The 24812-nt window shown below is 35.5% G+C and carries 24 protein-coding genes; 3 read left to right on the top strand and 21 right to left on the bottom strand.

What is annotated here, in order from left to right; genetic code table 11:
* Nucleotides 1-8: 8 nt before the first annotated feature.
* The 3 genes from IP358_RS02945 to IP358_RS02935 form a co-directional block, all read right to left on the bottom strand.
* Entirely contained in the window at nucleotides 9-1337 is a 1329-nt protein-coding gene (locus IP358_RS02945; protein WP_006801766.1) for a TRAP transporter large permease, read from the bottom strand.
* 9 nt (nucleotides 1338-1346) lie between these two features.
* On the bottom strand, nucleotides 1347-1919 hold the full coding sequence (locus IP358_RS02940; protein WP_040498222.1) for a TRAP transporter small permease subunit: 573 nt from the start codon (nucleotides 1917-1919) through the stop codon (nucleotides 1347-1349).
* Between the two features lie 107 nt (nucleotides 1920-2026).
* Complete coding sequence (locus IP358_RS02935) at nucleotides 2027-3346, bottom strand: sodium-dependent transporter (RefSeq protein WP_040498224.1); 1320 nt, start codon at nucleotides 3344-3346, stop codon at nucleotides 2027-2029.
* 142 nt (nucleotides 3347-3488) lie between these two features.
* Between IP358_RS02935 and IP358_RS02930 the strand changes: the two genes are divergently transcribed.
* Together IP358_RS02930 and polA are read left to right on the top strand one after the other, a co-directional pair.
* Nucleotides 3489-4226, top strand: coding sequence for a TerC family protein (locus IP358_RS02930; protein WP_006801768.1), 738 nt, complete (start codon nucleotides 3489-3491; stop codon nucleotides 4224-4226).
* Nucleotides 4226-6895: a DNA polymerase I gene (gene polA, locus IP358_RS02925; protein ID WP_006801769.1), complete on the top strand. Its 2670-nt coding sequence runs from the start codon at nucleotides 4226-4228 to the stop codon at nucleotides 6893-6895. The genes IP358_RS02930 and polA overlap by 1 nt, the downstream gene beginning before the upstream one ends.
* Here polA and truA read toward each other — a convergent pair.
* The 13 genes from truA to fliI all read right to left on the bottom strand — a co-directional run bounded on the left by truA (nucleotide 6885) and on the right by fliI (nucleotide 19256).
* Complete coding sequence (gene truA / locus IP358_RS02920; protein WP_050754804.1) at nucleotides 6885-7625, bottom strand: tRNA pseudouridine(38-40) synthase TruA; 741 nt, start codon at nucleotides 7623-7625, stop codon at nucleotides 6885-6887. The genes polA and truA overlap by 11 nt on opposite strands.
* A 5-nt stretch (nucleotides 7626-7630) precedes the next feature.
* Entirely contained in the window at nucleotides 7631-8665 is a 1035-nt protein-coding gene (locus IP358_RS02915; protein ID WP_006801771.1) for an LptF/LptG family permease, read from the bottom strand.
* The gene (locus IP358_RS02910; RefSeq protein ID WP_050754796.1) at nucleotides 8662-9465 is read right to left on the bottom strand and encodes a YgjP-like metallopeptidase domain-containing protein; all 804 of its coding nucleotides are present in this window, start codon (nucleotides 9463-9465) and stop codon (nucleotides 8662-8664) included. The genes IP358_RS02915 and IP358_RS02910 overlap by 4 nt, the downstream gene beginning before the upstream one ends.
* Nucleotides 9466-9474: 9 nt before the next feature.
* Entirely contained in the window at nucleotides 9475-10701 is a 1227-nt protein-coding gene (locus IP358_RS02905) for a hypothetical protein (RefSeq protein WP_006801773.1), read from the bottom strand.
* Nucleotides 10694-11368 carry a uracil-DNA glycosylase family protein gene (locus IP358_RS02900; protein ID WP_006801774.1) on the bottom strand — a complete coding sequence of 225 codons (675 nt, stop codon included), beginning with the start codon at nucleotides 11366-11368 and terminating at the stop codon, nucleotides 10694-10696. Before IP358_RS02900 ends, IP358_RS02905 begins: the two co-directional genes overlap by 8 nt.
* Before the next feature lie 114 nt (nucleotides 11369-11482).
* A complete protein-coding gene (locus IP358_RS02895) occupies nucleotides 11483-12820 on the bottom strand; it encodes a hypothetical protein (protein WP_006801775.1) in 1338 nt (445 codons plus the stop codon).
* A gap of 116 nt (nucleotides 12821-12936) precedes the next feature.
* Nucleotides 12937-13890: a TIGR01212 family radical SAM protein gene (locus tag IP358_RS02890; protein WP_006801776.1), complete on the bottom strand. Its 954-nt coding sequence runs from the start codon at nucleotides 13888-13890 to the stop codon at nucleotides 12937-12939.
* A gap of 18 nt (nucleotides 13891-13908) precedes the next feature.
* Nucleotides 13909-15288, bottom strand: a complete 1380-nt coding sequence (gene purF, locus IP358_RS02885; protein ID WP_040498343.1) for an amidophosphoribosyltransferase — start codon at nucleotides 15286-15288, stop codon at nucleotides 13909-13911.
* Nucleotides 15289-15303: 15 nt separating this feature from the next.
* Nucleotides 15304-16071 (bottom strand): 4-hydroxy-tetrahydrodipicolinate reductase, encoded by a 768-nt coding sequence (gene dapB / locus IP358_RS02880; protein WP_006801778.1) that lies wholly within the window; start codon nucleotides 16069-16071, stop codon nucleotides 15304-15306.
* A gap of 9 nt (nucleotides 16072-16080) precedes the next feature.
* Entirely contained in the window at nucleotides 16081-17019 is a 939-nt protein-coding gene (gene trxB / locus IP358_RS02875) for a thioredoxin-disulfide reductase (protein ID WP_006801779.1), read from the bottom strand.
* The gene (locus IP358_RS02870) at nucleotides 17019-17507 is read right to left on the bottom strand and encodes a hypothetical protein (protein WP_006801780.1); all 489 of its coding nucleotides are present in this window, start codon (nucleotides 17505-17507) and stop codon (nucleotides 17019-17021) included. Before IP358_RS02870 ends, trxB begins: the two co-directional genes overlap by 1 nt.
* A 39-nt stretch (nucleotides 17508-17546) precedes the next feature.
* Nucleotides 17547-17864 carry a thioredoxin gene (gene trxA, locus IP358_RS02865; RefSeq protein ID WP_006801781.1) on the bottom strand — a complete coding sequence of 106 codons (318 nt, stop codon included), beginning with the start codon at nucleotides 17862-17864 and terminating at the stop codon, nucleotides 17547-17549.
* 93 nt (nucleotides 17865-17957) lie between these two features.
* Nucleotides 17958-19256 (bottom strand): flagellar protein export ATPase FliI, encoded by a 1299-nt coding sequence (gene fliI, locus IP358_RS02860; RefSeq protein WP_006801782.1) that lies wholly within the window; start codon nucleotides 19254-19256, stop codon nucleotides 17958-17960.
* A 99-nt stretch (nucleotides 19257-19355) separates the two neighbouring features.
* Here fliI and IP358_RS02855 point away from each other — a divergent pair, with 99 nt between their 5' ends.
* Nucleotides 19356-20240, top strand: coding sequence for an NAD(P)H-dependent glycerol-3-phosphate dehydrogenase (locus IP358_RS02855; RefSeq protein WP_006801783.1), 885 nt, complete (start codon nucleotides 19356-19358; stop codon nucleotides 20238-20240).
* Nucleotides 20241-20363: 123 nt separating this feature from the next.
* Here the strand turns inward: IP358_RS02855 and IP358_RS02850 are convergent, their stop codons facing one another.
* From IP358_RS02850 to IP358_RS02830, 5 genes are all read right to left on the bottom strand, one after another.
* Nucleotides 20364-21707, bottom strand: coding sequence for a major outer membrane protein (locus IP358_RS02850; protein WP_006801784.1), 1344 nt, complete (start codon nucleotides 21705-21707; stop codon nucleotides 20364-20366).
* A gap of 233 nt (nucleotides 21708-21940) precedes the next feature.
* Entirely contained in the window at nucleotides 21941-23767 is a 1827-nt protein-coding gene (flgK, locus tag IP358_RS02845; protein ID WP_006801785.1) for a flagellar hook-associated protein FlgK, read from the bottom strand.
* 10 nt (nucleotides 23768-23777) lie between these two features.
* Nucleotides 23778-24233: a hypothetical protein gene (locus IP358_RS02840; RefSeq protein WP_006801786.1), complete on the bottom strand. Its 456-nt coding sequence runs from the start codon at nucleotides 24231-24233 to the stop codon at nucleotides 23778-23780.
* A 29-nt stretch (nucleotides 24234-24262) separates the two neighbouring features.
* Nucleotides 24263-24505: a flagellar biosynthesis anti-sigma factor FlgM gene (locus IP358_RS02835; protein WP_006801787.1), complete on the bottom strand. Its 243-nt coding sequence runs from the start codon at nucleotides 24503-24505 to the stop codon at nucleotides 24263-24265.
* A 53-nt stretch (nucleotides 24506-24558) separates the two neighbouring features.
* Entirely contained in the window at nucleotides 24559-24753 is a 195-nt protein-coding gene (locus tag IP358_RS02830; RefSeq protein ID WP_006801788.1) for a hypothetical protein, read from the bottom strand.
* Nucleotides 24754-24812: the final 59 nt, after the last annotated feature.

Below are 24812 nucleotides of genomic sequence, written 5' to 3'. Positions count from 1 at the left end.
TCCTTAAATTAAAAGATAAATTCTAAAATTTTAGCCCAATCATCGCTTGTTAGCGTTAATTGCGGGAATAAAAAAACAACTCCCAATACCAAAATTTGTAATATAATAAATGGGATTACGCCCTTATAAATTTCACCAATTTTAATGGTGTCGCCAACTGCAGACTTCAAAAAGAAAATTGAAAATCCAAAAGGTGGCGTTAAAAAACTTGTTTGCAAATTTATTGCAACAAGCAAAGCAAACCAAAGCATATCAATTTGATAATGCATTGCAATCCCAGCTAAAATCGGTAAAGCAATGTAGCAAATCTCAAAAAAATCAATCAAGAATCCTAAAATAAAAATCACAAGCATTGCTACAAGCATAAAATAAAAAGGGGAATTAAGATATTGTGAGAAAAACTCCAACACAACGACATCGCCACCAAGTGCGTTAAACACAAGTGTAAAACAATTTGCTCCAATTAAAATCATAAATACCATACCACAGAAAATAATCGTTTCTTTTCCAGTATGTTTTAATAAATCAATATCCAATCTACCATTTAAAAATGCTAAAAGCAATGCTCCTACTACACCAATAGCTGCTGCTTGAGTAGGTTCCACAAGCCCTGTTAAAATACTCCCCAAAACAAGCATAATAAGCACAATAGGAGGAATTGCCATTTTAAGAGCTTCCAAAGCCAATGCGCGAAGTCTTTTAGAGTGATCTGGGCTTGCTGGGGCAAACTTTGGAGCAAAAATCACAACACCAAGCACAAAAAGAATATAAAGCCCAACCAAAATTGCACTAGGCAAAATCGCTGCGCTAAACAAATCTCTAACACTAACATGTAAAACATCTGCTAGAATAATTAAAATAATAGAAGGTGGAATAATCTGCCCTAGTGTGCCACTAGCTGCAACTACACCAGAAACCAAACTTTTATTATAGCCCGCCTTTAACATTGTGGGCACGGCAATAACTCCCATCATCACAACCGTCGCTCCGACAATCCCAGTGCTTGCAGCAAGCAAAACACCAACTAAAATTACTCCTATTGCCGCTCCACCCCCCAAAGATCCAAAAAGTTTTGCAATAGAGTTTATCAATCTCTCTGCAATCCCACTTCTCTCTAAAATCATTCCCATTAAAATAAAAAGCGGAATCGAAATTAAAGTTGCATTGCTAAAAATCCCCTCTAAGCGATTTGGCAAAAATGTTAGCACATAAGGATTATCCCCAAAAAGCATTAGATAACTTCCTACAAACAATCCGCTAGAACCAAAGGCAAATGCCACAGGAACACCCAAAATAAGCAAGAAAATAGCAATTCCAACCAAAGCTAACAATTCCATTTAGATTCCTTATCGTTTTGTTTCTGATTGCGCTTTTATGCGCTTAAATTCTTCTGTATAAATATCTTGTGGAATTACATAATCTTTCTGTCTAATCTTGACAAACGCTTTTAAAGCTTCACTAATGCTTTGCAAACTTAAAAGCACAAAACCAAGCACTACAAAAGATTTAAAGATAAAGTAATAAGGAATCTTGCCATTTGGAGAGGCTTCATTAATAACATAAGATTGAATCATAAAATCTAATCCATATTTCACCAAAATTAAAGAAAAAGGCAGAATAAATAAAAGATTTACAAAAAACCAACTTATAATTTTTGCTTTTTGAGAGTAATGCACATAAATCAAATCCACACGCACATGTTTATCCACCTTAAGTGTATGCGGAATAGCAAGCAAAACAAGCAAGGCAAAACAATACAAACTTAAATCATCTAGCTTACTATTTACATAAGAAAAATTAAGCGCAATTGACAATCCAAAAACCAAAAAAACAAGCACCCAAAGTGCCACCATAGAAACCCTTGAGCTTGACAATGCGATTTTATCTAAAAATTCTGCAACCTTTAAAACTTTTTGCATAATAACGCTTTCTCTCCCAATTATTATTATTGTAATTTTAATTTTTCATAAAATTTAATATTATCTCAAAATTTTAAATAAAATACAAGAAAAAGCATTAAAAACTTTTAGAAGATCCCACTAACAAAAACTACAAGAATCAAAAATGGGATAAAAAACTTCACATAATAAAACCAAGCATTAATGATTTTTTTATTGTTAAATCCATTAGAAAGCTCTTCTTTTGCGTCATTTCCTAAAATCCAGCCTACAAAAATCGCTGCACCAAGCGCCGTTAAAACAAAGAAAATGTTACCGCTAATAAAATCAAAAGAATTGAAAATCTCATCATCTAAAATACAAGGAATATTTCCCGCAATAAAAGTTAAAATCAACACCCAAGAAACTGCTTTTGTGCGACTTAATCCTAACTTCTCTTGCAAGGCTGTAATTAAAGGCTCATAAAGTGTAATAGAAGTCGTAAATGCCGCCAAAAGCAATAATAAGAAGAATCCAATAGCAACAGCAGAACCAAAATACATTTTTGAAAACACAATAGGCAGCACTTCAAACACAAGGCGCTCCCCAGAATCTGGCTCTAATCCAAAAGTAAAAAGTGATGGGAAAATCATAAAACCTGCTAAAAGTGCGATGATTGTATTAATAACCCCTGTAATTGTAGCAGTTTTGACAAGATTTTCTTGCTTATTCAAATAAGAAGAAAGCGTAATCATTACCCCAAATCCCAAAGAAAGCGCGAAAAATACTTGCCCTAGCACTTGAATAAATAATTCTGCTGTAATCTTGCTAAAATCCGGATATAAATAAAAACGCACACCCTCATACGCTCCATCAAGCGTAAGATTTCTTGCAACAACACCAATTAAACAAATCAATAATAATGGCATCAAAAACTTTGCTGCTTTTTCAATTCCATTAGAAATTCCTTTAACAAGCACAGCATAATTTAAAAGCACAAATACAATTGTATAAAAAATAATCGCCCAAGTGCTATTACTAATATGTTCTGTATAAAAACCTTTTGTAATTTCCTTTGTAATAGGTGCGGTTAAGTCAAGGTTACCTAACACAATGCTTGTAATATACACAAGCACACGCCCACCAAGCACCATATAATACGCAATGATTCCAAAACAGCCAATAAGCCCCATATAACCTACAATCTTCCACGCTTTAGAAATCTCTTTACGCTGATACTTGCTATCAAAGGCATCTACGGCATTTTTATGCGCTCTTCTTCCTATAACATTTTCTACTAAAATCATAGGGATTCCAATTAAAAGCATTGCAAGAATAAACACAAGCACATATGCCCCACCGCCATTTTGCCCCACTAAATAAGGGAATCTCCAAGTCGCACCAAAACCAATGGTAGCACCTGCTGTAACTAAAATATAAGTTAAACTACTAGACCAAGAATATCGCATATGCACTCCTAAAAACAAAGCGTTATTATAGAATATCTTTTAGATTTTACTAGTGTTAGGGTATAAATTTTAGGCAAAATCAATCACTAATTAAGAAAAAACTCCCTACAATCCCTTTTTATTTTACTAAAGAAGGAATCTTATGTTTGAATGGATTGCAAACCCTGAAATGTGGGTTGCATTAGCAACTTTAATTGCATTAGAGATTGTGTTAGGGATTGATAATATTATTTTTATTGCAATTCTTGTGGGACGCTTGCCACAAGAGCAACGCCAAAGAGCGCGTATTTTTGGGCTTGCTTTGGCAATGGCAACGCGTTTATTACTTTTACTCTCACTCTTTTGGATAATGAAGCTTACCACACCACTTTTTAGCATTTTTTCGCAAGAAATCTCTGGGCGTGATATTATTTTAATTTTAGGGGGATTATTCCTAATTGGTAAATCCACACTTGAAATCCACCACGACATTGATAACGCCGGAGAGCCAAGTGATGAGCAAATTTTAAAAGAGGGGGCAAAAAAGGGGTTTTTTAGCATTTTAATCCAAATTGCGATTTTAGACATTGTGTTTTCACTAGATTCTGTAATTACAGCAGTGGGAATGGTAGATACTATTGAAATTATGATGATTGCAGTAATTGTTGCAGTAGGCGTAATGATGGTAGCTTCAAAAAGCATTTCAGAATTTGTGGATAATAATCCTACTATTAAGATTCTGGCTCTAGCCTTTTTAATTTTAGTTGGCGTTACTCTTGTGGCTGAAGGTTTAGATTTTCATATTTCAAAGGCTTACATTTACTTTGCTATGGCATTTTCTTTAGGTGTGGAATCTATAAATATTTATATCAAGAAAAAACGCTTACAAAGCAATAAATAATGAAAACACTTACTATCATTGATACATTTGGATTCCTATTTAGGAGCTATTTTGCCCTTCCACCTCTTAAAAATAGGGAAGGATTCCCCACGGGCTTATTAACAGGGTTTGCAAAGCTTATTTTACAAATCTACAAAGATTACCCTAATGATTATCTTGTTTTTGCTTTAGATTCCAAAGAAGAAAATTTTCGCAAAAATATTGATCCACTCTATAAAGCAAATCGCCCAGAAGTCCCAGAAGATTTAAAGCTCCAATTAGAAGTGGCGATTGCTTGGGTAGAAAAAATGGGCTTTAAAAATATTAGCATTGCAGGCTATGAAGCTGATGATGTGATTGCCTCTATCAATAAATGCGCAAATGCACTAGAGGTTAGCGTTAGAATTATAAGCCACGATAAAGATTTATACCAACTTATAGATGGTGATACATTTTTGTTTGACCCTAAAAAAAAGCAAGAAATTAGAGAAGAACAATGCATGGAAAAATATGGCGTAACGCCAGCACAATTTGTAGATTATCAAAGCATTGTGGGGGATAGTGCCGATAATGTTCCGGGCATTAAAGGAATCGGTGCAAAGGGGGCTTCAAATCTCCTAAAAACTTATGGTTGTCTAGATAATATTTATCAAAACTTAGATTCCATTGCTCCAGAACGCACACAAACGCTACTCAAAGAAGCCAAAGAAGACGCATATCGCAGCCAACAACTTGTGCGCCTAAGAGATGATTTGCTAAGTGATTTTAACTTACAAGATTGCCAGATGCCAAGAGTTAATCCTCTTCTTAATATTGTAGATTCCTTGCAAGAATATGAAATTTACAGCGTGCTAAAAAAACTTCCCCTAAAGAATAATGGAGAAAAATCTATCAAAAAAGAAACTTCAAGCCACTTTAACTACAATGCTATTTTAGTAGAAAACCAAGCAATGCTTAAAGAGTTAATGGCTCAAATTACGCCAGATTCCATTGTTTCTTTTGATACAGAAACAACAAATTTAGATGTCTTGTGCGCTAAAATTGTTGGCTTTTCTTTCTCTTTAGATGGAATAAATGCCTATTATGCACCTATTGCCCATAGTTACTTAGGTGTTCCAGAGCAAATTAGTAAAGAACTTGCTTTAGAATTTATAAATTCTCTTTTTAATGCAAAAGTAGTCATTGGGCATAATCTTAAATACGATTTAGAAATTTTGCACACAAACTTTAATTTCACGCCCAAAAGTTATCACAATATTAAAGATAGTATGCTTTTAGCGTGGCTTTATCAAAGTGATATGCCTTGCAATCTTGATGATTTAATGGCACGCTACTTTAAACATACAATGATTGCTTTTAAAGATATTATTAAAAAGGGCGAAAACTTCTCTCAACTTCCTATTGAAAATGCTTTTACCTATGCGTGCGAAGATGCCGCTGCGTGCTATCAGTTATTTTTTAAAATCAACTCACTATTGCCAAAATCTCTACAAGAAGTCGCAAATAATGTAGAATTTCCTTTTATTCAATGCTTAGTTAATATGGAATTAAGTGGCACAAAAATTAATATTAAATATTTCAAAAATCTAAAATCTGAAATGACAGAAAAACTGCAAGCACTCTCACAAGAAATCTACACATTAGCCAATAAACGCTTTAACCTAAACTCTCCACAGCAACTATCTATTGTTCTCTTTGAAGAACTAAATCTACAAAGTGGCAAAAAAACAAAATCAGGTTTAAGCACAAATTCTAGCGTGTTAAACTCTTTAAGAGATTCTCACCCTATTATCCCAAAAGTGCTAGAATACAGAGAGCTTTTTAAGCTTTATAGCACCTACATTGAACCTTTAATTGAACTAGCAAGCCAAGATCCAGCACATAAAGTTTATACTTCTTTTATGCAAACAGGAACAAGCACTGGGCGTTTAAGCTCTAAAAATCCAAATCTACAAAATATCCCTGTTAAAACCCAGCAAGGAAGACGCATTAGAGAGGGCTTTATTGCTCAAGAAGGACATCTTTTACTAAGCTTAGATTATTCCCAAATTGAATTGCGTCTTTTAGCGCACTTCTCCCAAGATAGTGCCATGATTGAAGCTTTTCACAAAGAAGCGGATATCCATCTTGAAACCGCTAAAAAAATATTTGGAGAAGAATTAGCGCAAGAAAAGCGTTCTGTGGCAAAAAGCATTAATTTTGGACTAATTTATGGAATGGGAGCTAGAAAACTTTCTGAAACGCTACAAATTAACCATCAAGAAGCAAAAAGCTATATTCAAAATTATTTTCAATCCTTTCCCACTGTAAAGAATTTTCTAAAAGAACAAGAAGAATTTATTTTGAAAAATGGATACTCTCTAACACTTCTAGGAAGAATGCGAAAATTTAGCTTTGAAAATATTCAAGAGTTTCAAAAAGTTGCATTTTTAAGAGAGGGAATCAATGCAATTTTTCAAGGAAGTGCGGCTGATATTATTAAGCTGGCAATGATTCAAATCACACAAGAAAAATTAGAATCCAAATTACTCTTGCAAATGCATGATGAACTAATTTTTGAAGCCCCAAAAAATATTGCAGAAACCGAAGCAAAAAAAATTGCACAAATTATGGAGAGCATTACAACTTTACGCGTCCCATTGCGTTGTGGTGTGAGCTTGGGAGCAAACTGGGGCGAGCTTAAAGGTTAAAATCCACACGACTTAAATACAAGCCATTTGGCGCAATGGGAATTCTATATCGCATTTCGCCATTTAGTTGCGCTTCTAATGCCTCTAAAGTTAGGTTTCCCTTATCAATTTCTAGCAAAAAACCAACCATTAAACGCACTTGAGAGCGTAAAAATCCATTCCCCCAAAAAGATAAAATCCAAAATCCCTTAAACTCTCTTAAATCTGCTCTAAAAATGCTTCGCACACTAGATTTTTCACCACTTCCTTGTTTTTTAAATGCACCAAAATTATGAGTTCCTACCAGAAGTTTTAATGCCTGCTTAATTAAATTTGGATTCTTAAGATTATAATGCAAAGAAAATGGTGTTAAAAACGGAGAAAAATGCTTGCTTAACACATAGCAATATCCTCTCCTTGTTGCACTAAATCTTGCGTGAAAATCATCTCCAACTTCCCAAATATGCTTAATAAAAAGATTTGGTGCAAGTTTTGCATTTAAGCAAACCTTTAAATTCTCCAAATTTTTCCAAAAATATGGAATCTCTAAAGAAATAACTTGCGCGCTTGAATGCACTCCCTTATCGGTGCGTCCGCTTGCAGCAATCTTACTAAAGACTCCAACGCTCTTAAACACATCTTCTAGCACATTTGCTACACTTTGCACATTGCTTTGACTTTGGAATCCAAAAAATGCACCTCCATTGTAAGCAATGCGCATTGCGACTTTAAAACTCTCTTTATGCTCCATCACAATCAATAAAATCTTGCCACATAATGCTTATACAAAGCATACCCTATATACCCCCAAATACACGGCAATAAAACCATTCCTGCAAGTGGCAAATAAGTTGCCACAATATACATTAATGCAAAAAATACCCCAACCACAACCATTGCTTGAAGGATTGTATAATTTTTTTGATAGCGCGGATTTTTAACCCCAAGAAATGGAAAGTAAAATAGACTAATTAACGGAAAAAGCGAGAGCAACACATACATACTAAGGTTGCGTTTTGTCTTATCCTGCCTAGAATTTTCATAAAAAGCCCTATTCCAATACTCCACTAGCCCCACACTTCCATCACCTGTGAAATCCACAGCAGAGCGTAAAATCATCTCATCAAAGCTAATGCGTTCAACCCCATCACTAACCTTGCGATAAATTTTTCCATCGCTCAAATGTGCTTCCATTACTCCATCAACATTGCCAATATTTGCTTGCTTGGCAAACACTAACCCATCTTTTTGACTGCCTTTTGCTTGCAAAGACAACAATACAATATTTTCATAAGTGCTATTTTTACCCTTTTGAACATACACAAGCCATTCACCAAGCTTCTGACCAAATTCTCCTGCTTGCAAATTTACATCAATGCTACTTTTACGCTCTTCTAAAAATTGCCGATATGCAATATCACTAAGTGGCGTCAATATAAGAGATAGAACAAACAAACTCACACTAGCAAGCAAAGCAATAGGAAAAAAAATCTTAACAATTTTCTTTGGATTCATTCCAAGCGCAAATAATACAGGAAGCTCATAATCAAAGCTAAGACGCGATAATCCAAGCACGCAAGCCACAAAAAAACTAAGAGGAATCACAAAAAACAACATTGTAGGCAATGTGTAAAAATACAAAGTCAAAAGCTCTAAAAAACTAATTTTTACAACAAAAGTTACTCCAGCTATACGGATAAAAATCACCACAGAAGCAATAAAAAACAACACTAGGAAAATAGGGAAAAAAACTTGTGCAAAACTCTGAAATAAAAAATTTTTAATTCTCAATATTTAAACACCTTATAATAAATTCTTAAATTCTCTTTATGAGCATTAAGCCACAATCTTGCCCTTTTTGGATTTACATCAAACTTCGCTACAAAATTCCAAAAATCCTTGCTATGGTTTTGATATTTTAAATGTGCTAATTCGTGGATTATTACACTATCAATACAATCTTTAGGCATTAAAGACAAGCGCAAAGAAAAGCGGATTTTTCGCGTTTTTGCGTAACAACAACCAAGCTGGCGATAACTTTTACCAAACTCTATGGCGCTAGGATATAAATCCATAGCTTTTGTAAAAATATCCAAGCGTTTTATTATATAAGATTCCAATATGTCTTTATAAAGTATTTCTAATACCTTTTTATAACGAAAATCTTTTATTGCATTGCGCCAAAGCATTTGCAAAAGTCGCACTTGTAAAACCTTAAGATCTAAAGTGGAATCTAGCACAAATTCCACTTTAGATTCCAACTTTTTAAACACCTTTTGTATGCGCCCTAAAACCCCATCTAATCTTTTTGCCTCTTCTAGCTCAAACAATACAGCATTAAAGTCTAGCCATTCCCCAAAACAATACATTTGGTTTTCACGCATTTTAAAGACTTGCATTTCCTTAAAATGCGCCAATACCCATTCCATATTAGCATTTAAAAATTCCAAACAATACTTTTTAGAAATTCTCTTGTGCTTTTTAAGCACCAAAGCACCCATTCCGTCAAAAACCATTCTAACGCCCCTGCAATGATTATTCTCCACAAGTTTAAACGCTAAATTCTTAGGAAAGTTCTCTGGTAACTGCAAGATTCTATCCTATGGCTTTAAAGGCGCAAAACGCGTATTTGTAGGCTTTAAAATCTCAATATTATATTGCACCTGTTGATGAAGTATTTTTTCTTTAAAATACCGCTTTGCTCCGGGCACGCTTTTTGTATAAAAATACTCAATTCCAAATGCTGTAGTGTAATTAATCCAATTATATTCCAAGTCCGCATTTAAAAACTTTGCATTCTCTAAAAGCAAGCCATCAAGAGGCATAATAGAGTTTGCAACATACATATTTGCCCGATCTCTCTCTTGCGTGATAGAAAGCAAGCTTGGATTGTAATTAATCTGCGTAGAATACACAGCTTGCGGACGAATATCATTAAAAGTAAGTTGTGAGAGAATAATACTAGAATTTGTTACAGGTGTGTTTAGAAAAATACGCGTAGAACGCAATGTGCTTTTTAGATTTTTTATCTCTTTATGGAAATTTGGATTCTGCTTTAAATTAAAGCTTTGCGAATAAATAAGATTTGGATTTGCCTCTTGTGTGTAAGCCTGCATTTGCTGACCCACAAGGCTTCCATCATAAAAGCTTGTAGCACTCACGCTTGGATTTAAGTCTGATAGTTTTTGAATCTGCTCTGCATAGCTAATCCCACCAAAAATCACATTTGGTGCGCTAATCTCTTGTAGTTGTGCTTTATGCACACTTGGGATAAATACAAGCATATTAGGGTTTATCGTATTAATTGCATTTGCGCCATCTTGCGTTACTACTGCAATTACTTGGCGATAACCCTTAGCATAAATATCTTGCAAGACCGCCTGCATATCTTCTAGCGATTCTGTTTTAGAATCAAAAATTTCAAAATTAAATCTCCCTTTTTGACTCAAAAGATAACTTAAAATTACATTTGTAGTTGTGCTAGAATAGCGTCCTATGCTTTTACGCGGAAACATTAAAGCAACACTAAAAAATGGCTTTTGTGTGCCCACAAAATAAGGAATCTCAGAGATTTCTAACGCACTTAAAAGCGTGTTTAACTCCGTTAAAATCGCTTCATTTTGATTTTCTTTATTAATATTTGCAATAAAAGAAAAGACTTGCCCATTCTCTAAATAATTCCTTAAACAACTTGTGCTACAACTTCTACTCTCGAGATTTAAAACCTCTGCACTTGGCAAGGGCAATGGCGAAAGATATTTTCCACTAGCTAAAATAAATTGCGGATACATCAACACCATTAGACATAAAATTATCCTTTTAAACATTTTGCTCTCCCATTAAGCGTTTTAATTCTAGAAATTCCCTATGTGCATTAATTTTTAATTCCGGCTGGCGTATAAGGAGCGATAAAGCAAATGTCGGAAACACTGCGCAATGATTCCATTTTAAAAGTTTTCCTTGCACACTTTCATAACTCTTATTATCTTTTGTTAAATAGCTATATGCTTCCGCTCCAAAAATTACAAGCGTTTTAGCACTACAAAATTCTAATTGCTTCAAAAAATATCCCATACACGATTCCACACTTGCTTGCTCATTTGCCTTTGGAATCTGACATTTTAGCAAGGATAGAATAGAAACTTCTTGCAAAGAGAGCTTAAAAACACCTTCAATAATATTTTTTAGCATTATAGAAGCCTTAGAGCCAAAGCGCATTTGCCCATCAAACAAAGGAGAAAGTGTAACAAAAACTAGCTTAGAATTTTTATTACACAAGCCAAAATTTGGTTCTGAAGATTTTTGCGCACAGAGTTTGCAGGATTCTACAATGGTTTTTAAATCCCTTGAATTTTGACTTTGGAATCTCTGTTGCGTGGGTGCTAAAAATTGTGGCTCACAATAAGAGAAGCCACAAGATTGTAATAAATAAAGTTTTTTTAAAAGCAAGGCTTGATGAAGTGTTTGCAAGGATTCCTCATTAAATAAACGCAATTATAAACTAAAATTATTAAACACTTCTTATTTAAGTCTGCGCCGATACCAGAGAAGTGCTAGCATTATCACTCCAAAAAATATAATTTCAACCAGTAGTGATTTTAGCTCCACCTAAGCACTCTCTATTATATTTTTTAACAGCGCTTCACTTTTTAAAACATTTGCGCGTTCAATCTCACCTAAAGCCTCTAAATAATTTTTATCAGCGTATTCTTTTATGTCTTTTTTGTCTGCAACTTCTACTTTTGCTTCATCTTTTGCCCCAAGATTTAACAAGGTATCCCCCAAAGATTCTTGTGTTAAATCAAAGTTAAACTTCCAAATCACAAACATTTCAACATTACCGCTTGCTTGCTCGCCCACCTTAAACAACACCGCCTTGCCATCATCACCCATCATTTCGTTTAAAGTAATCGCTCCATCAAAGTCACTATCTTGTGCGATAGAATGGTTAATAAAATCACTAATATTATCAATAAATCCAACTTGTTCTAAAAACTTCTTTTGCGATTCCAACTCTCCACCAAGCCTATCAGCAATAGAATAATAACTCCCATCACGCAAGCTAACAAGACTCTTTAAATGCACGCCCTCTTCTAGGCTAATTTTGCCATCACCATCGCTATCACCACTTAAATACCCCATTTTATAAGCCGCATCATAATAAAAGCCCTTCACATAATCACTTGCTTCTTCTAATGAGCCAAATTTTTCAATAAGTTTTTGTGCATTTTCATCACTTAGCGGCACGCTTATCTTTTTACCGCTCACTTCATCGGTAAATTCCACCGCTTGCTTTATAGATTTGTCGCTTTTTTCTGTAATTTCTAAAGGATTATACGCCTCTTTAACTTCTTCACTAATATCACTTGGGGCTTTAGAATTTGTTTGAACAATAGCTTTATCTAAGATTCCGTCTTTTTTGCTTCCTCTTTTAACTAAAGTATCATTTTCTACGCTTTGTAAAATATTTTCTTTCATCTTTTTTTGAGCTTCTAGCTCTTGTTTTTCTTTATCTAAAGCATTTTGTGGTTGATTTTGCATTTTATTTTCAATATCAATCGCAGAAGCTAGCGTTGATTCTTTTAATGCTTCATTTTTTGCAGACATTAGACTTTGCTTTTTTGCCTCACTAGATTCTGCACTTCCTAGCATTTCAATGCCTGATGATTCGCCATTATTTGCTTTTTGCAAACTCTCTTTTAAAGCTTCTACATCAACTTCTTTGGCAATCTTTGGTTCAACATAACCATTATTTTGAAGTTGTTGCATTGCCTCTTTAATCATTTGTTGCTTTTTAAAATAATCCTCTTGTGAAGAGCTTATACTAAGTCTTTCATTCTCTTCACTTTTATTTTTTGGATTTAACGCATCTTGCATCAATGCGCCATAATTTACACCTTGCACATAGGACTGAACGCCTGTTGCTTTAGAATACCAATACGACATTTGTGATCCTTAAATTTAGATTTTATCCTTAAACTTAAGCAATTCCTTTAGTATTCTACAAGCAAAAAGTATTCCCAAATTTTACTTTTATTAATTTTAAATTCCGATTCTAACTTTTAATACTCTATTCTAGCTTCCCTTAGTGCATCACGGATTGCACGCATTTGGATATTTTTATCAAAACACCATTTAGGAGCAAGCAAAGTATCATTACGCACACCAGCACTCACCCTATGCATCACAACGCTTTGTGGAATCATCTTTAATGATTCCACAATTAAATCAATATAATCATTAAGCGTAATAGGTTTATACTCTCCCTTTTCATACATATTTGCCAGCAAAGTTTTTTCAATAATATAAAGCGGATGCACTTTAATCCCATCGCTTCCCCAATCAAGCACAGTTTTTAGGCTATAAAGCATCATCTCTTTTGTTTCATTTGGTAACCCATAGATAATATGTGAACAAGTTTTTAATCCCCGCTTTTTGCTCTCTGTAATACAAAACTCCATATTTTCTGTGCCGTGTCCGCGGTTAATAAACTTTAAAGTTTCATCATACACAGATTGGATTCCATATTCCACCCAAATTTCCTGCCCTTTTCTTTGTGCAAGCTCTGCTAAAAAGTCAAGCAATTTTAAATCCACACTATCTGTGCGTGTGCCAATAGACATTCCTACAACATTTGGCAAACTTAACGCTTCTGTATAGAGTTTTTGAAGAGTATCAAAAGGCGCATAAGTGTTCGTAAAAGACTGAAAGTAAATCATATATTTACCAACGCCAAACTTATTATAATGAAACTCACTTTGCCATTTAAACTGGCTATGAAGTTGCTTTAATTGCATATCTAAAAGCGGATTTTCTTTCATATTAGGATGCATTGTCAAACGCACTTTAGGCTCTTTATCAAGCGTTGGAGAAAAGCTTTCATTTTTACAAAAAATACATCCACCACGCGCTACGCTTCCATCAATATTAGGGCAAGTAAAACCAGCAAGCGCAATAGGAATCTTACGCACTCTTTGTCCAAAACGCCTTTTGCAATAACGCCCAAATGTCAGCATTTGCTTCACTATTAATCCTTAGATGATATATTTGCCATCAAAACAGGCTTGACAATATTGATAATCTTGCGCATTAATGCTACGCTTCAAGCCTTCAAGAGATAAAAATGCCAAAGAATCCGCACCGATAAACTCACACACTTCACTTTCAGTCATTCTAGCACTAATTAGCTCTTCTTTATTTGGAGTATCCACCCCATAAAAACAAGGAGAGATTGTAGGCGGAGATGAGATTTTCATATGGATTTCCTTTGCGCCACAATCACGCAAAATCTTTACAATCTGTCGGCTTGTAGTCCCACGCACAATAGAATCATCAATTACAATCACGCGTTTATTCTCAATTAATTCCCTAATAGGATTTAACTTCAAACGCACTTTTAACTCTCTAATTTGCTGTGTTGGCTCAATAAAAGTCCTGCCCACATAATGATTGCGGATAATTCCTAACTCAAAAGGAATTCCACTTTGTTGAGAGTATCCAAGCGCAGCTGCCACGCCACTATCTGGCACAGGAATAACCAAATCTGCTTCTATGGGATTTTCCTTAGCCAATTCCTTTCCCATATTTTTACGAATATCATACACCAAACGCCCAAAAACCTTGCTATCAGGGCGCGCAAAATATACATACTCAAACACGCAAGGATAAGGATTTTTAGGCATAATGCTATGCGATTGTATTCCTTTATTTGAAAACACAAGCATTTCACCCGGCTCTACATCGCGGATATACTTTGCGCCAATTAAATCAAACGCACAAGTTTCACTTGCCACAATATACCCCTTGCTTCCATCAGCATTTGTAACTTCCCCAAGCGATAAAGGACGGAATCCATTTCTATCGCGGATTACAAACATTTTCTTTCGGCTTAAAATCACAAAGCAAAACGCACCTTCTAGCTTATTAACCGCTTCTTTGATTCTATCAATTAAATTTTCTTTTTGGGATCTAGCAATTAAATGGATAAGATTTTCTGTATCCATATAACTTTGAAAAATTGCCCCTTCCCTAATAAGTTCATCACGAATTTTACGCGCATTTGTGAGATTTCCATTATGCACAATAGCAACTTCCCCTAAATCATAACGCGCAAAAATAGGTTGCGCATCAGAGATAGAATCCCCGCCAGCTGTGGAATAGCGATTATGCCCCACTGCGCTAAAGCCTTTAAGTTTATTTAACTTATCATCGCAAAAAACTTCTGTAACTAAGCCGTGATTTTTAATCGTTGTGATTCTCTCACCATTGCTTGTAGCAATCCCAGAAGCTTCCTGACCCCTATGTTGCATAGAAAAAAGCGAGTAATACGCCAAGCTTGCTGCATTTTGCGCATTATACACACCTACAACTGCACATTCTTCTTTCCAGCCTTGCAAGCCTCTACTATTTGTCATAAACTTTGTTTCCACTTACAACCCTAACGCATCATCAATGCCATATAAGCCATTTGGCTGGTTTTGTAACCACAATGCAGCTTGAATAGCACCTTGCGCAAATGTCGCACGAGAAGTTGCTGTATGGATTAGCTCTAAATACTCTCCATTGCCATAAAATCCAACATTATGGATTCCAGTTACATCACCTCCACGCAACGCCATTACTCCAATCTCTTCTTTGCTTCTTGCTCCAATGTTACCATTTCTACCACTTTGACGCACGGAATCTAAATTTAACCCTCTAGCTTCCGCACAAGTTTGCGCTAAGTGCAAAGCAGTGCCACTTGGAGAGTCCTTTTTATGCCTATGATGTGTTTCAACAATTTCAATATCAAAATCACGCAGCGTGCTTGCTACAAGCTTGACCGCTTTATTTAACACTGCCACACCTAAGGACATATTACTCGCATATAAAATAGGCATTTTTTTAGAAGCTTCTTTGATGAGATTTTGATGATGCTCTTCAAGCCCAGTTGTTCCAATAACTATGGGCTTTGGATTCTCCAATGCAACTTCAAGCAATGCGCTTGTGCCTTCTGCGGTTGTAAAATCAATAATAGCTTCTGTGCTGTCCAAAAAAACTTTTAAATCCTTTGTGATTAAAACACCCGGATCAATAGAAAAGTCTAAATCCTTACGCACATACACAGATTCCAACTTAACTGCATTGCTTTTTTTTGCTAATTCAACAAGAAGCTGTCCTACACGCCCACCTGCACCAAAGACTCCAATACCTAGCATATCTATCCTTTATTTGTGATGATCAACATATTCAATCGCACCAAGTGCAGCTGTCGCACCATCTGCTGCTGCACATACAACTTGTTTTGGTGCATCAATTCTTAAATCCCCTGCAACAAACAATCCGGGAATATTTGTTTCCATTTTCAAATTTACAAGTGCTTCACCAAACTCACTAAGCGCGCAAATGCTACTGCCATTTTCTTGCAAAAGCACAGAATTATTCACATTATAACCAATTAACACAAAAAGGCACGCGATTTCTATTTTTTTTGCCTCTCCATTTTCCAAGTTCTTAAGTTCTAATCCTGTAACCCCAGAATCATCACCCAAAATCTCATTAATCCCATAGGGCGTTAAAAATTCAATATTAGATTCCTTTTTTGCTCTCTCTAGCGTAATAGGTGAAGCACGGAATTCATTTCTTCTGTGGATTATAGTAACTTTTGAACAAATTTTAGCCAAGTAAATTGCCTCTTCAATAGCTGTATCACCACCGCCTAAAATTGCAACTTCCTTGCCTTTATAAAAAAATCCATCGCAAGTTGCACAAGAGCTAACGCCCTTGCCCCAAAACACATCTTCGCCTTTTACGCCTGATTTTTTAGGGCTTCCGCCAGTTGCTACAATCACAGATTTAGATTCTATCTCTTTACCATCACTTAAAAGGATTCCAAAGTGATTGCCCACTTTTTTTACTCTCACAACTTCTGCCATTTCGTGCTTTAGCCCAAAGCGAAAGCATTGCTCTTGCCAAGGCATCATAAAGTCAAATCCACTCTTAACTTCAGCAACACCGGGGTAATTTTCCATTTCACTACTTGAAGTGATTTGTCCGCCGGGCATTCCTTTTTCAAACATTACAACATCTTTTAAGCCGCCTCTTGTTGCATATAATCCTGCACTCAATCCTGCAGGACCACCGCCAATAATTGCTAATTCCAACATTATTTCTCCTTATTATCTGTCTTAAAATTAATAACTTTGTAAAATCCAAAATCTTTTAAATGCGTATATTGCATAGGATTCTTTATATCTTGCTTGATAATAAAACATTGTGGCAAGGTTTTAAGGTTGAATCCGTGGATTAATTTTAGCATTAAACTGCTTGAAATTCTTATTAAATTAAAATTTTTTTCCTTAAAAATATTTTGTCCTTGCTGATAAAAATCAATGGCTAAAAGTGGAATCCCATTTCCTAATTGCCTTTGCAAAAACGCTTCTTGTTCTTTTAAAAAACCATTATAAATACAGAGATTATAACGCTTAGATTCTGGGACAAAAAGACTCACACCCTCTTGCGTATAACTATAAAAAGAATCTTGCGTAAAATCAATCTTTAATAAAGAAGTGAAAGAATATTGATAGTAGATAAAAGCACTCACTATAAAAACAATAATGAATGCAATAGGGAGCTTTGGACAGCACTTTTTCACACTGCCCTCTTTTGCTCCAAAAATATAGAATTTACAAGATTACAACAAACCATCAATCTTATCTTTAAACGCCTGCTCACTAGCTGCACCAATCATTTCATCTACTTTTTCTCCATTTTTATAGAAGTAAATTGTAGGAATTGATCGGATTCCAAACTTTGAAGCTAGAGTTTGTTGCTCATCTGTATTAACCTTACAAATTTTTGCCTTTCCTGCATAATCTGCTGCAAGCTTGTCAATCACAGGTGCAATCATTCTACAAGGTCCGCACCAAGGCGCCCAAAAATCCACCATTACAACACCATCTTTGATTGTTTCTTCAAAATTTTGCTCTGTTAATTCAATATAACCAGCCATAATTTTCTCCTTAAATGTTAAAAATATCTGCGCATTATACAACCAATTACTTAAAAAAATAAAAACTTTTTAAAATAGATTCCATAAATTTATTTAGCGCATTATATCAATGAGTTTTTGCACACTTTCTTCATAGGTAATCGCCACATCACAATCTTGCTTTAGATACTCTTCCATTACCCCTTTTTTAGAAATAGCTTCGTCTAAATCCTTATCGCTTCCTGCTTGATATGCGCCAATTCTTATTAACACTTCATTTTCTTTTAGCATTGCATATAAGCGACGAAACTTCCTAGCTGCTTCAATATGTTCTTTGTTTGCCACATCACCCATTAGCCTTGAAGCAGAGTTTAGCACATTAATAGGCGGATAAATCCCAAAATCCGTTAAAGAACGATCAAGCACAATATGTCCATCTAAAATACTTCGGCTTTGATCTGCAATAGGATCGCTCATATCATCACCTTCCACAAGCACGGTAAAATAAGCAGTGATTGAACCCTGCCCCTCTTCTTTTCCAGCACGCTCCATAAGTTGTGGCAGAAGTGTCAAAACAGATGGGGGATAGCCCTTACTAGTTGGTGGCTCACCTAGTGCCAGCCCAATTTCTCTTTGAGCCATTGCAAAGCGCGTTACAGAATCCATCATAAAAAGCACATCTTCACCCTTTGCCTTAAAATATTCTGCAACACTCATTGCAGCAAATGCGCCATACTTTCGCATTAGCGGGGAATCATCACTCGTTGCGACAATTAACACCGTGTTTGTCAAATCTCCACCTAAGTTTTTTTCCACAAACTCTGGCACTTCACGCCCCCGCTCACCAATGAGCGCAATCACTTTAATCTTAGCAGTTGCACCGCGCACAATCATACCCATTAAAGTGGATTTTCCAACCCCACTTCCCGCAAAGATTCCAAGCTTTTGCCCCTTGCCACAAGTAAGCAAACCATCAATACTTTTAACCCCTACACTAAAGACTTCATTAATCATTCCCCGCTTCATCGCCTCAATAGGCGCGCGGATAATTGGCATAGCCCCTTGCGCTCTAATTGCTCCCTTGCCGTCTATGGCTTCCCCTAAAGGATTAATCACTCTTCCTAAAATCTCTAAACCCACAGGAATTTGCAATCCGCGCGTGTTTAAATACACCTTATCGCCTACTTTTGTGCCTTCAATAAACGAAAAAGGCGTGATTTTAAAGCAGTCTTTTTCAAGCGCGGTAACCATTCCCATACTTTGATTATCTTCGCTCAAAATTCTTACAATATCGCCAATGCGTGGAGTTAATCCATTTGCTAGCAAAAACCCTTGCTCAACCTTAACAATAAGCCCAAAAGTCGGCGATAAATTCAAGCCATTTAAGCGTTCTCTTAAATTTCTTAAAGCCATTTATAAACTCTTTTTTAAAAATGTGGTGAAATTTTAATATATTTTTACTAAAATTTCAGCCCTAGTGCGTGTAGCACAAACTTTAATCAAAGGTTTAAAATGCCTAAAATCAGCGTTTTTGGTGGTGGAGCTTGGGGAAGTGCGTTGCACTTTGCTTTTAAAGAAAAAAATCCCGCTTTTATTATCTCGCGTAAAAATTTGGATTCCACATTTCAAATCACGCAAAAGCAAGCCCAAGACAGCGATTATTTTGTTGTAGCAATTGCTAGCTCGGCGTTACATTTATGGCTTAGTTCTAATCCACTTCCTAAAAACGCTAAGATTTTAGTTGCTTCAAAGGGGATTGCAAATGGGCAATTTGTTAGCGAAATCTTTGAATCTTTCTATCCAAATGCAAGTTTAAGCTATCTTGCTGGACCAAGTTTTGCCAAAGAAGTGCGAAGCTCACTGCCTTGTGCGTTAAATATCCACTCTCACAAAATGGAGCTTGCAAAAGAATGGTGCGCGCTTTTTCCTAGTTTTATTAAACCTTATATCTCTTTAGATATTATCGGTGGTGAAGTTGGCGGAGCATATAAAAATGTGATTGCTATTGCTAGTGGGATTTGTGATGGTCTAGGGCTTGGAAACAATGCCCGCGCCTCGCTAATTGCTAGGGGATTAGTAGAAATGGCACGATTTGGCAAGTTTTTTGGTGCGTTAGATTCCACATTTTTAGGATTATCAGGTGCTGGAGATTTGTTTTTAACCGCAAATTCCACTTTATCACGAAACTTCCGCGTGGGACTTTATTTAGCACAAGGAAAGACACTTACAGAGATTTTAGAAACACTTGGTGAAGTCGCTGAAGGCGTGAAAACTTCACAAGAAATCTACGCGCTAGCAACTAAACATAATATCTACACACCTATTGCCAAAGAAGTGGCATTAATTATCAAAGGCAAAAGCCCAAAACAAAGCCTACTAGATTTAATGCAAAGCTAAACAATAAGTTTTAGATTTTTTATAAAAGAATGATTTGTAAAGAGTGATTTTATAATTCTTTGAGATTAAGAAAAGTTAAGGGAGTTAAAAAGATAGAATCCCAAAAAGGGATTCTGTAAGAAACTAGAAAGAGTATTTTACTTCTACCCTTGCTCTGTTTCTATCTTGATCTGGTGACTTCACACCATTTGTTTTATCTTCTGTATTTAGCATTGCATAAAACGCAGAGATATTTAGGTTTTTATTGTGTTGCCAACTAATTGTTGGAGTGATTTCTGTAAATTCAACTTTACTCACTTGAGCACCACCTTTATGAGCTGTTAATTCGCTCTCACCATAAACACCTTCAAGACCTACTCTTAATCTGTTTTCAATGAAGCCATAGCTAAGTGCGCCATAGAACACATTAATTTCTGCTTCATTTGCAAAATCGCTAGTATCAAAACCACCACCGATTATTTTTCCTAAACCAAATGTAATACCTGTTGTAGGGTTTTGCCACCATAACTTACCAGCTTTTGCTAATGCACCCTCATCATCAAACATTACCGCTGTTCCATCTTGGAAGTTTGTGATATAACCAAGTTTTGCTTCTAGTGGGATATTGAAATCATTTGTGAAATCCGCACCAATTTGGAATGAAAGCAAATCATTTGCTTCAGCAGCTCCACGATTAATAATTTCTTCATGGTTTGCAAGTTTTGCAAGAGCATATTGTAATTTAGCGTTTAATAAGCTTCCTTTCCAAGATAGCTCTAAGAATCCTGAAGCATCTACTAAATCTTGCACATAGAATCCCCAAGCTTGCGCACCGATATTACCAAAACTTGTATCTGTATTATAAATCGCAGCTAAAGTATAAAGTGGCTTATCTACTGAAGTTTCATCACCATTATACCCAGCATACATATCATCTAAACTCCAAGAGTCAAATGCACCACCTACTAGAGTAAGTCCTGTGATATCGTTGTTTAGAGCTAAAATACCTGTTGCTCTATCATCGCCAGCATCTGTTATAGGAGTAGCAAGGCGTTGCTTACCGATCATTACAGTTGTAGCTGTTACATCTGGAGTGATTGTCGCATAGAATGTGCTTACACCAAAATCTCCATCTTTACCAGCACCTAGACCATCACCGAACCCAGGAGTAATAGTGCCAGCGCCAAAGTCCTTGCCATTGCCATGATTGACATTTTGGTTTTCATTGTTATACATAATTCCTAAGTTCATTGCTACGCTATTAACAACAGGAGTTTTGAAATCTGCTTGCGCTCTCCATCTGTGTGTAGCGTTGCTTCCACTTACATCATCATTACCATTATCATATCTGTCATCATTGTAGCGGTATCTTAGATATCCACTTACATCTACACCTTTGATTGCTTCCTCTAGTGGTTGTGCAAAACTTGCTGTAGAGAATGCACCTAGTGCAACACTTGCTGCCAAACTTAATTTTAGAAAATTCATTCTAATCTCCTTTATAGAGTAAATTGTAAAAATTACAAGGCGCATTATACAAGAATTTAAAAATAAAAAGCAAGCTTTTCTAGTAAAAAAATCATAATTTTGTGCATAAAAATATTTTTGCTTTACTCTTTGTTTATAAATCTCTTGTAAAATTAAAAATTCTTATTTACTTTTAAGATTATTATGTTTTAAGCTGTTATTGTAGAATATGTAGTGCTTTAAGGGCTAGAAGTCTAACTCTTAATGCCTAGAAGTGTGTTTATCATCTCGTCAATAGTTGTTATCATCTTCGCATTTGCGCTATATCCACTTTGGAATCTAATAAGATTCACAAGCTCATCATCAACAGAGACTTCGCAAAGTGCCTTATACTCTTGCTTTGTGGCACTATAAACTGCTTCTTTTGTGCTTTGTGTAGTTTGCGTGGCTTGTGTCTCTGAAGCAACTTTACCTGCAATGTAACGAAAATACCCACTAATTGTTTCTTCGCGCTGTTCGCCTTTATAATCTGTAAAAGTAATCTTGTCAAATTGAAGTTGTTGCATTTTGTTTGCTATAACAAAGTTTCCATCTACTGCTTCCCTATAAGCTCTAATTAGTGTAGGATCTTCGCGGTATTGTTGAGCTAGTTCAATATTACTTGCGTCATTTCCGTCAAAAAAGCGATTTACTCCAAAAGCCCCAGCGAAATTTGTGCCATTATCTTGGATTGAGATAAAAATATCTTCTGCGGGATTTTTAGAAGTGATACTAAAGGTTTTAGAATCATTATTATACACTGCTTGAAAGCGATCATCAAAGTCATTTAGTGGATTTCCATCTTTATTATCATCAACATTACCATTTAGCTGATTAACAATATCTTGCATTGTTGTAAGATTATTAATAGTAACTTCCCTAGCGCCTAGCTCTTTGCCGTCTTTATCATACATTACAACTTTAAATGTCCCTTCACGAACATTGTAACCACTTGTTGTTAGTGCGTCCCTTGCATCTAGTGTTAATTGATCACTCTTTGCGCTTCTTTGAGAAGATTCTGCATAGATATTATTTGTAGCTTCTATGATTCCATTTGCAAAAGTATCTAAATCATTAATATAAACTTGAAGCTTACCTAGTGTTCCATTACAATTTAATACATCTTCTGTGCGGATTAAGTCTAACAATGCTCCAACTTTACCTTGATTTAAAGAGTTTGTTAAGTCGTAGGGCTTATGATCGCTTCTTAGATATTTAATCGTATAGATTCCACTTGGATTTTCGGAATTATCCAAAACCAAAGGATGAAAAGAAGTTCCATCTACGATAGATTTACCGCCAATTGTTAGTGTGTAATCATCATCAAAATCAGCAATATCTTTATCTACACAAGCGCTTCCTTGCACATTTTGTTTAAAGACATCGCAACCAATTAAATTATTAATTTCAAATTCATATTGATCGCGCAAATCACGCAAATCATTTGCCTTTTTATTCATGTCTTGATTTTCGTATTCTGCAATCTGTTTATTTAAAATCGCAATTTGCTCGCCTAGTCGATTAACTTCATCAACTGCTACTTTCATTTCATCATTTAAGCGTTGTTGCAAATACTCTAAAGATTTACGCGTTTCTTGGATATTTTTAGTTAATGTTTTTGCCTGCTCTGCTAAGGCGATTTTTTGCGCTGGATCTCCTGCTTTTGTAGAGAGATCTTTCCAAGCGTTAAAATAGCTTTGCAAATCCTTGTAGATTCCAACTCCATCAACTTCTGGGTAATATGCCGAAGCTTCCTTAAGCCCTGAAAAGCTAGTATCATAAAAAGTTTTTTCTGAACTTGCCTTTTTATAACGCATAAAGCTGTATTCATCATGCACACGCTCAACGGTTAAGATATTTAAGCCTTGCCCTAATGCATAGTTTTGCTTCCAAAGGGGAGTTTGCGCAGAAGAACGCACCACTTGACGAGAATAAAATTCATTGTTTGCATTAGCAATGTTATTTCCGGTAACATCTACCATAACTTGATGTCCAGTTAGCCCAGTGTAAGGGGTATTTAAAGATGAGAGTAATCCACCCATTGCTTACCCTTTAGACTTCTGCTTGTAAAAATGACGCATTGCCTAGCGACTGCTTTTTATATCCTCCATCTTCCACAGGAACGATTTTTCCTAATAGCGAACTATAAAATTCAGAAACCGCTAAAGACATTTTGCCAAAACGAAGATTTAAATCTTTTAACAGATTTAAACTATCGTGCAAGGCTGCTGTGTATTGACTAGCACCCTCACCAAGCAAGCGTTGCTTGTCTTCATAAGTTAAGTCTTCTAATGTAGCATTTGGATATTCATTGCGCAAGCGTTGTTCTACTTCTTGTGCGTAGGCTTCCTTTTTGCGGATAAATGATGCGGTTAATTCTTCTTTTTGTGGAATTCTTGCAAAGATTGCGTCATTGTTAGCAACCTTAATATCTGCAATATCTTGTTCAGTGATTGCAATTAGAGCTTTAATATCCTCTAATGCACCTTGTAAAAACTGCAAAGACATAGATAACTCCTAAAAATTTAAGTTATCCTTTATCTAAGCAATTCTTGTGCCAATTTTTCTGCACTTCCCCTTAAATCAAGTTTATATGTCCCATTTTTAATTGCGTCTTTAATTGTATCAACCTTAGAACTAGATTCTAACTTTGCAGTTTCTTTTGTCTTTTGCTTATCATCAATGGAATCATTTTTTACATTAATCTGCGAAGTGTTTTTATTATTTGCTTGATTAATAGCTGTTGAAAAAGTCGCATTGCTCATCAAATGACTAATCACTTTTACTCCTTTATATAAAATCTTGCTAGCTATATCGGCTAAAATTTAAAAAACTAAAACGATTCACGCACACTTTTTGAAACATCTTGCAAAAATTTTTCTGTATCTGTCTTTGCTGGAGTAATATGTTGTTTTTCACCATACAATGGAACATTAGCTCCGCCAATTTTAATGGTGTATAAAATCACAAAAAGCATAAAATAAACAAATAATCCAAAACCAATTGATGGCACAAACCAATCTTTCATCAAAATTGCTCCCAAAGACTTTTTGCGTGAAATAAATGTGAGATTATAGCAAAATTTCT

Origin of the sequence: Helicobacter winghamensis ATCC BAA-430 (assembly GCF_028751035.1) — a bacterium.
Classification (GTDB): domain Bacteria; phylum Campylobacterota; class Campylobacteria; order Campylobacterales; family Helicobacteraceae; genus Helicobacter_D; species Helicobacter_D winghamensis.
The sequence above is the reverse complement of the archived record's forward strand: the minus strand, read 5'-3'. Positions and strand labels throughout refer to the sequence as shown.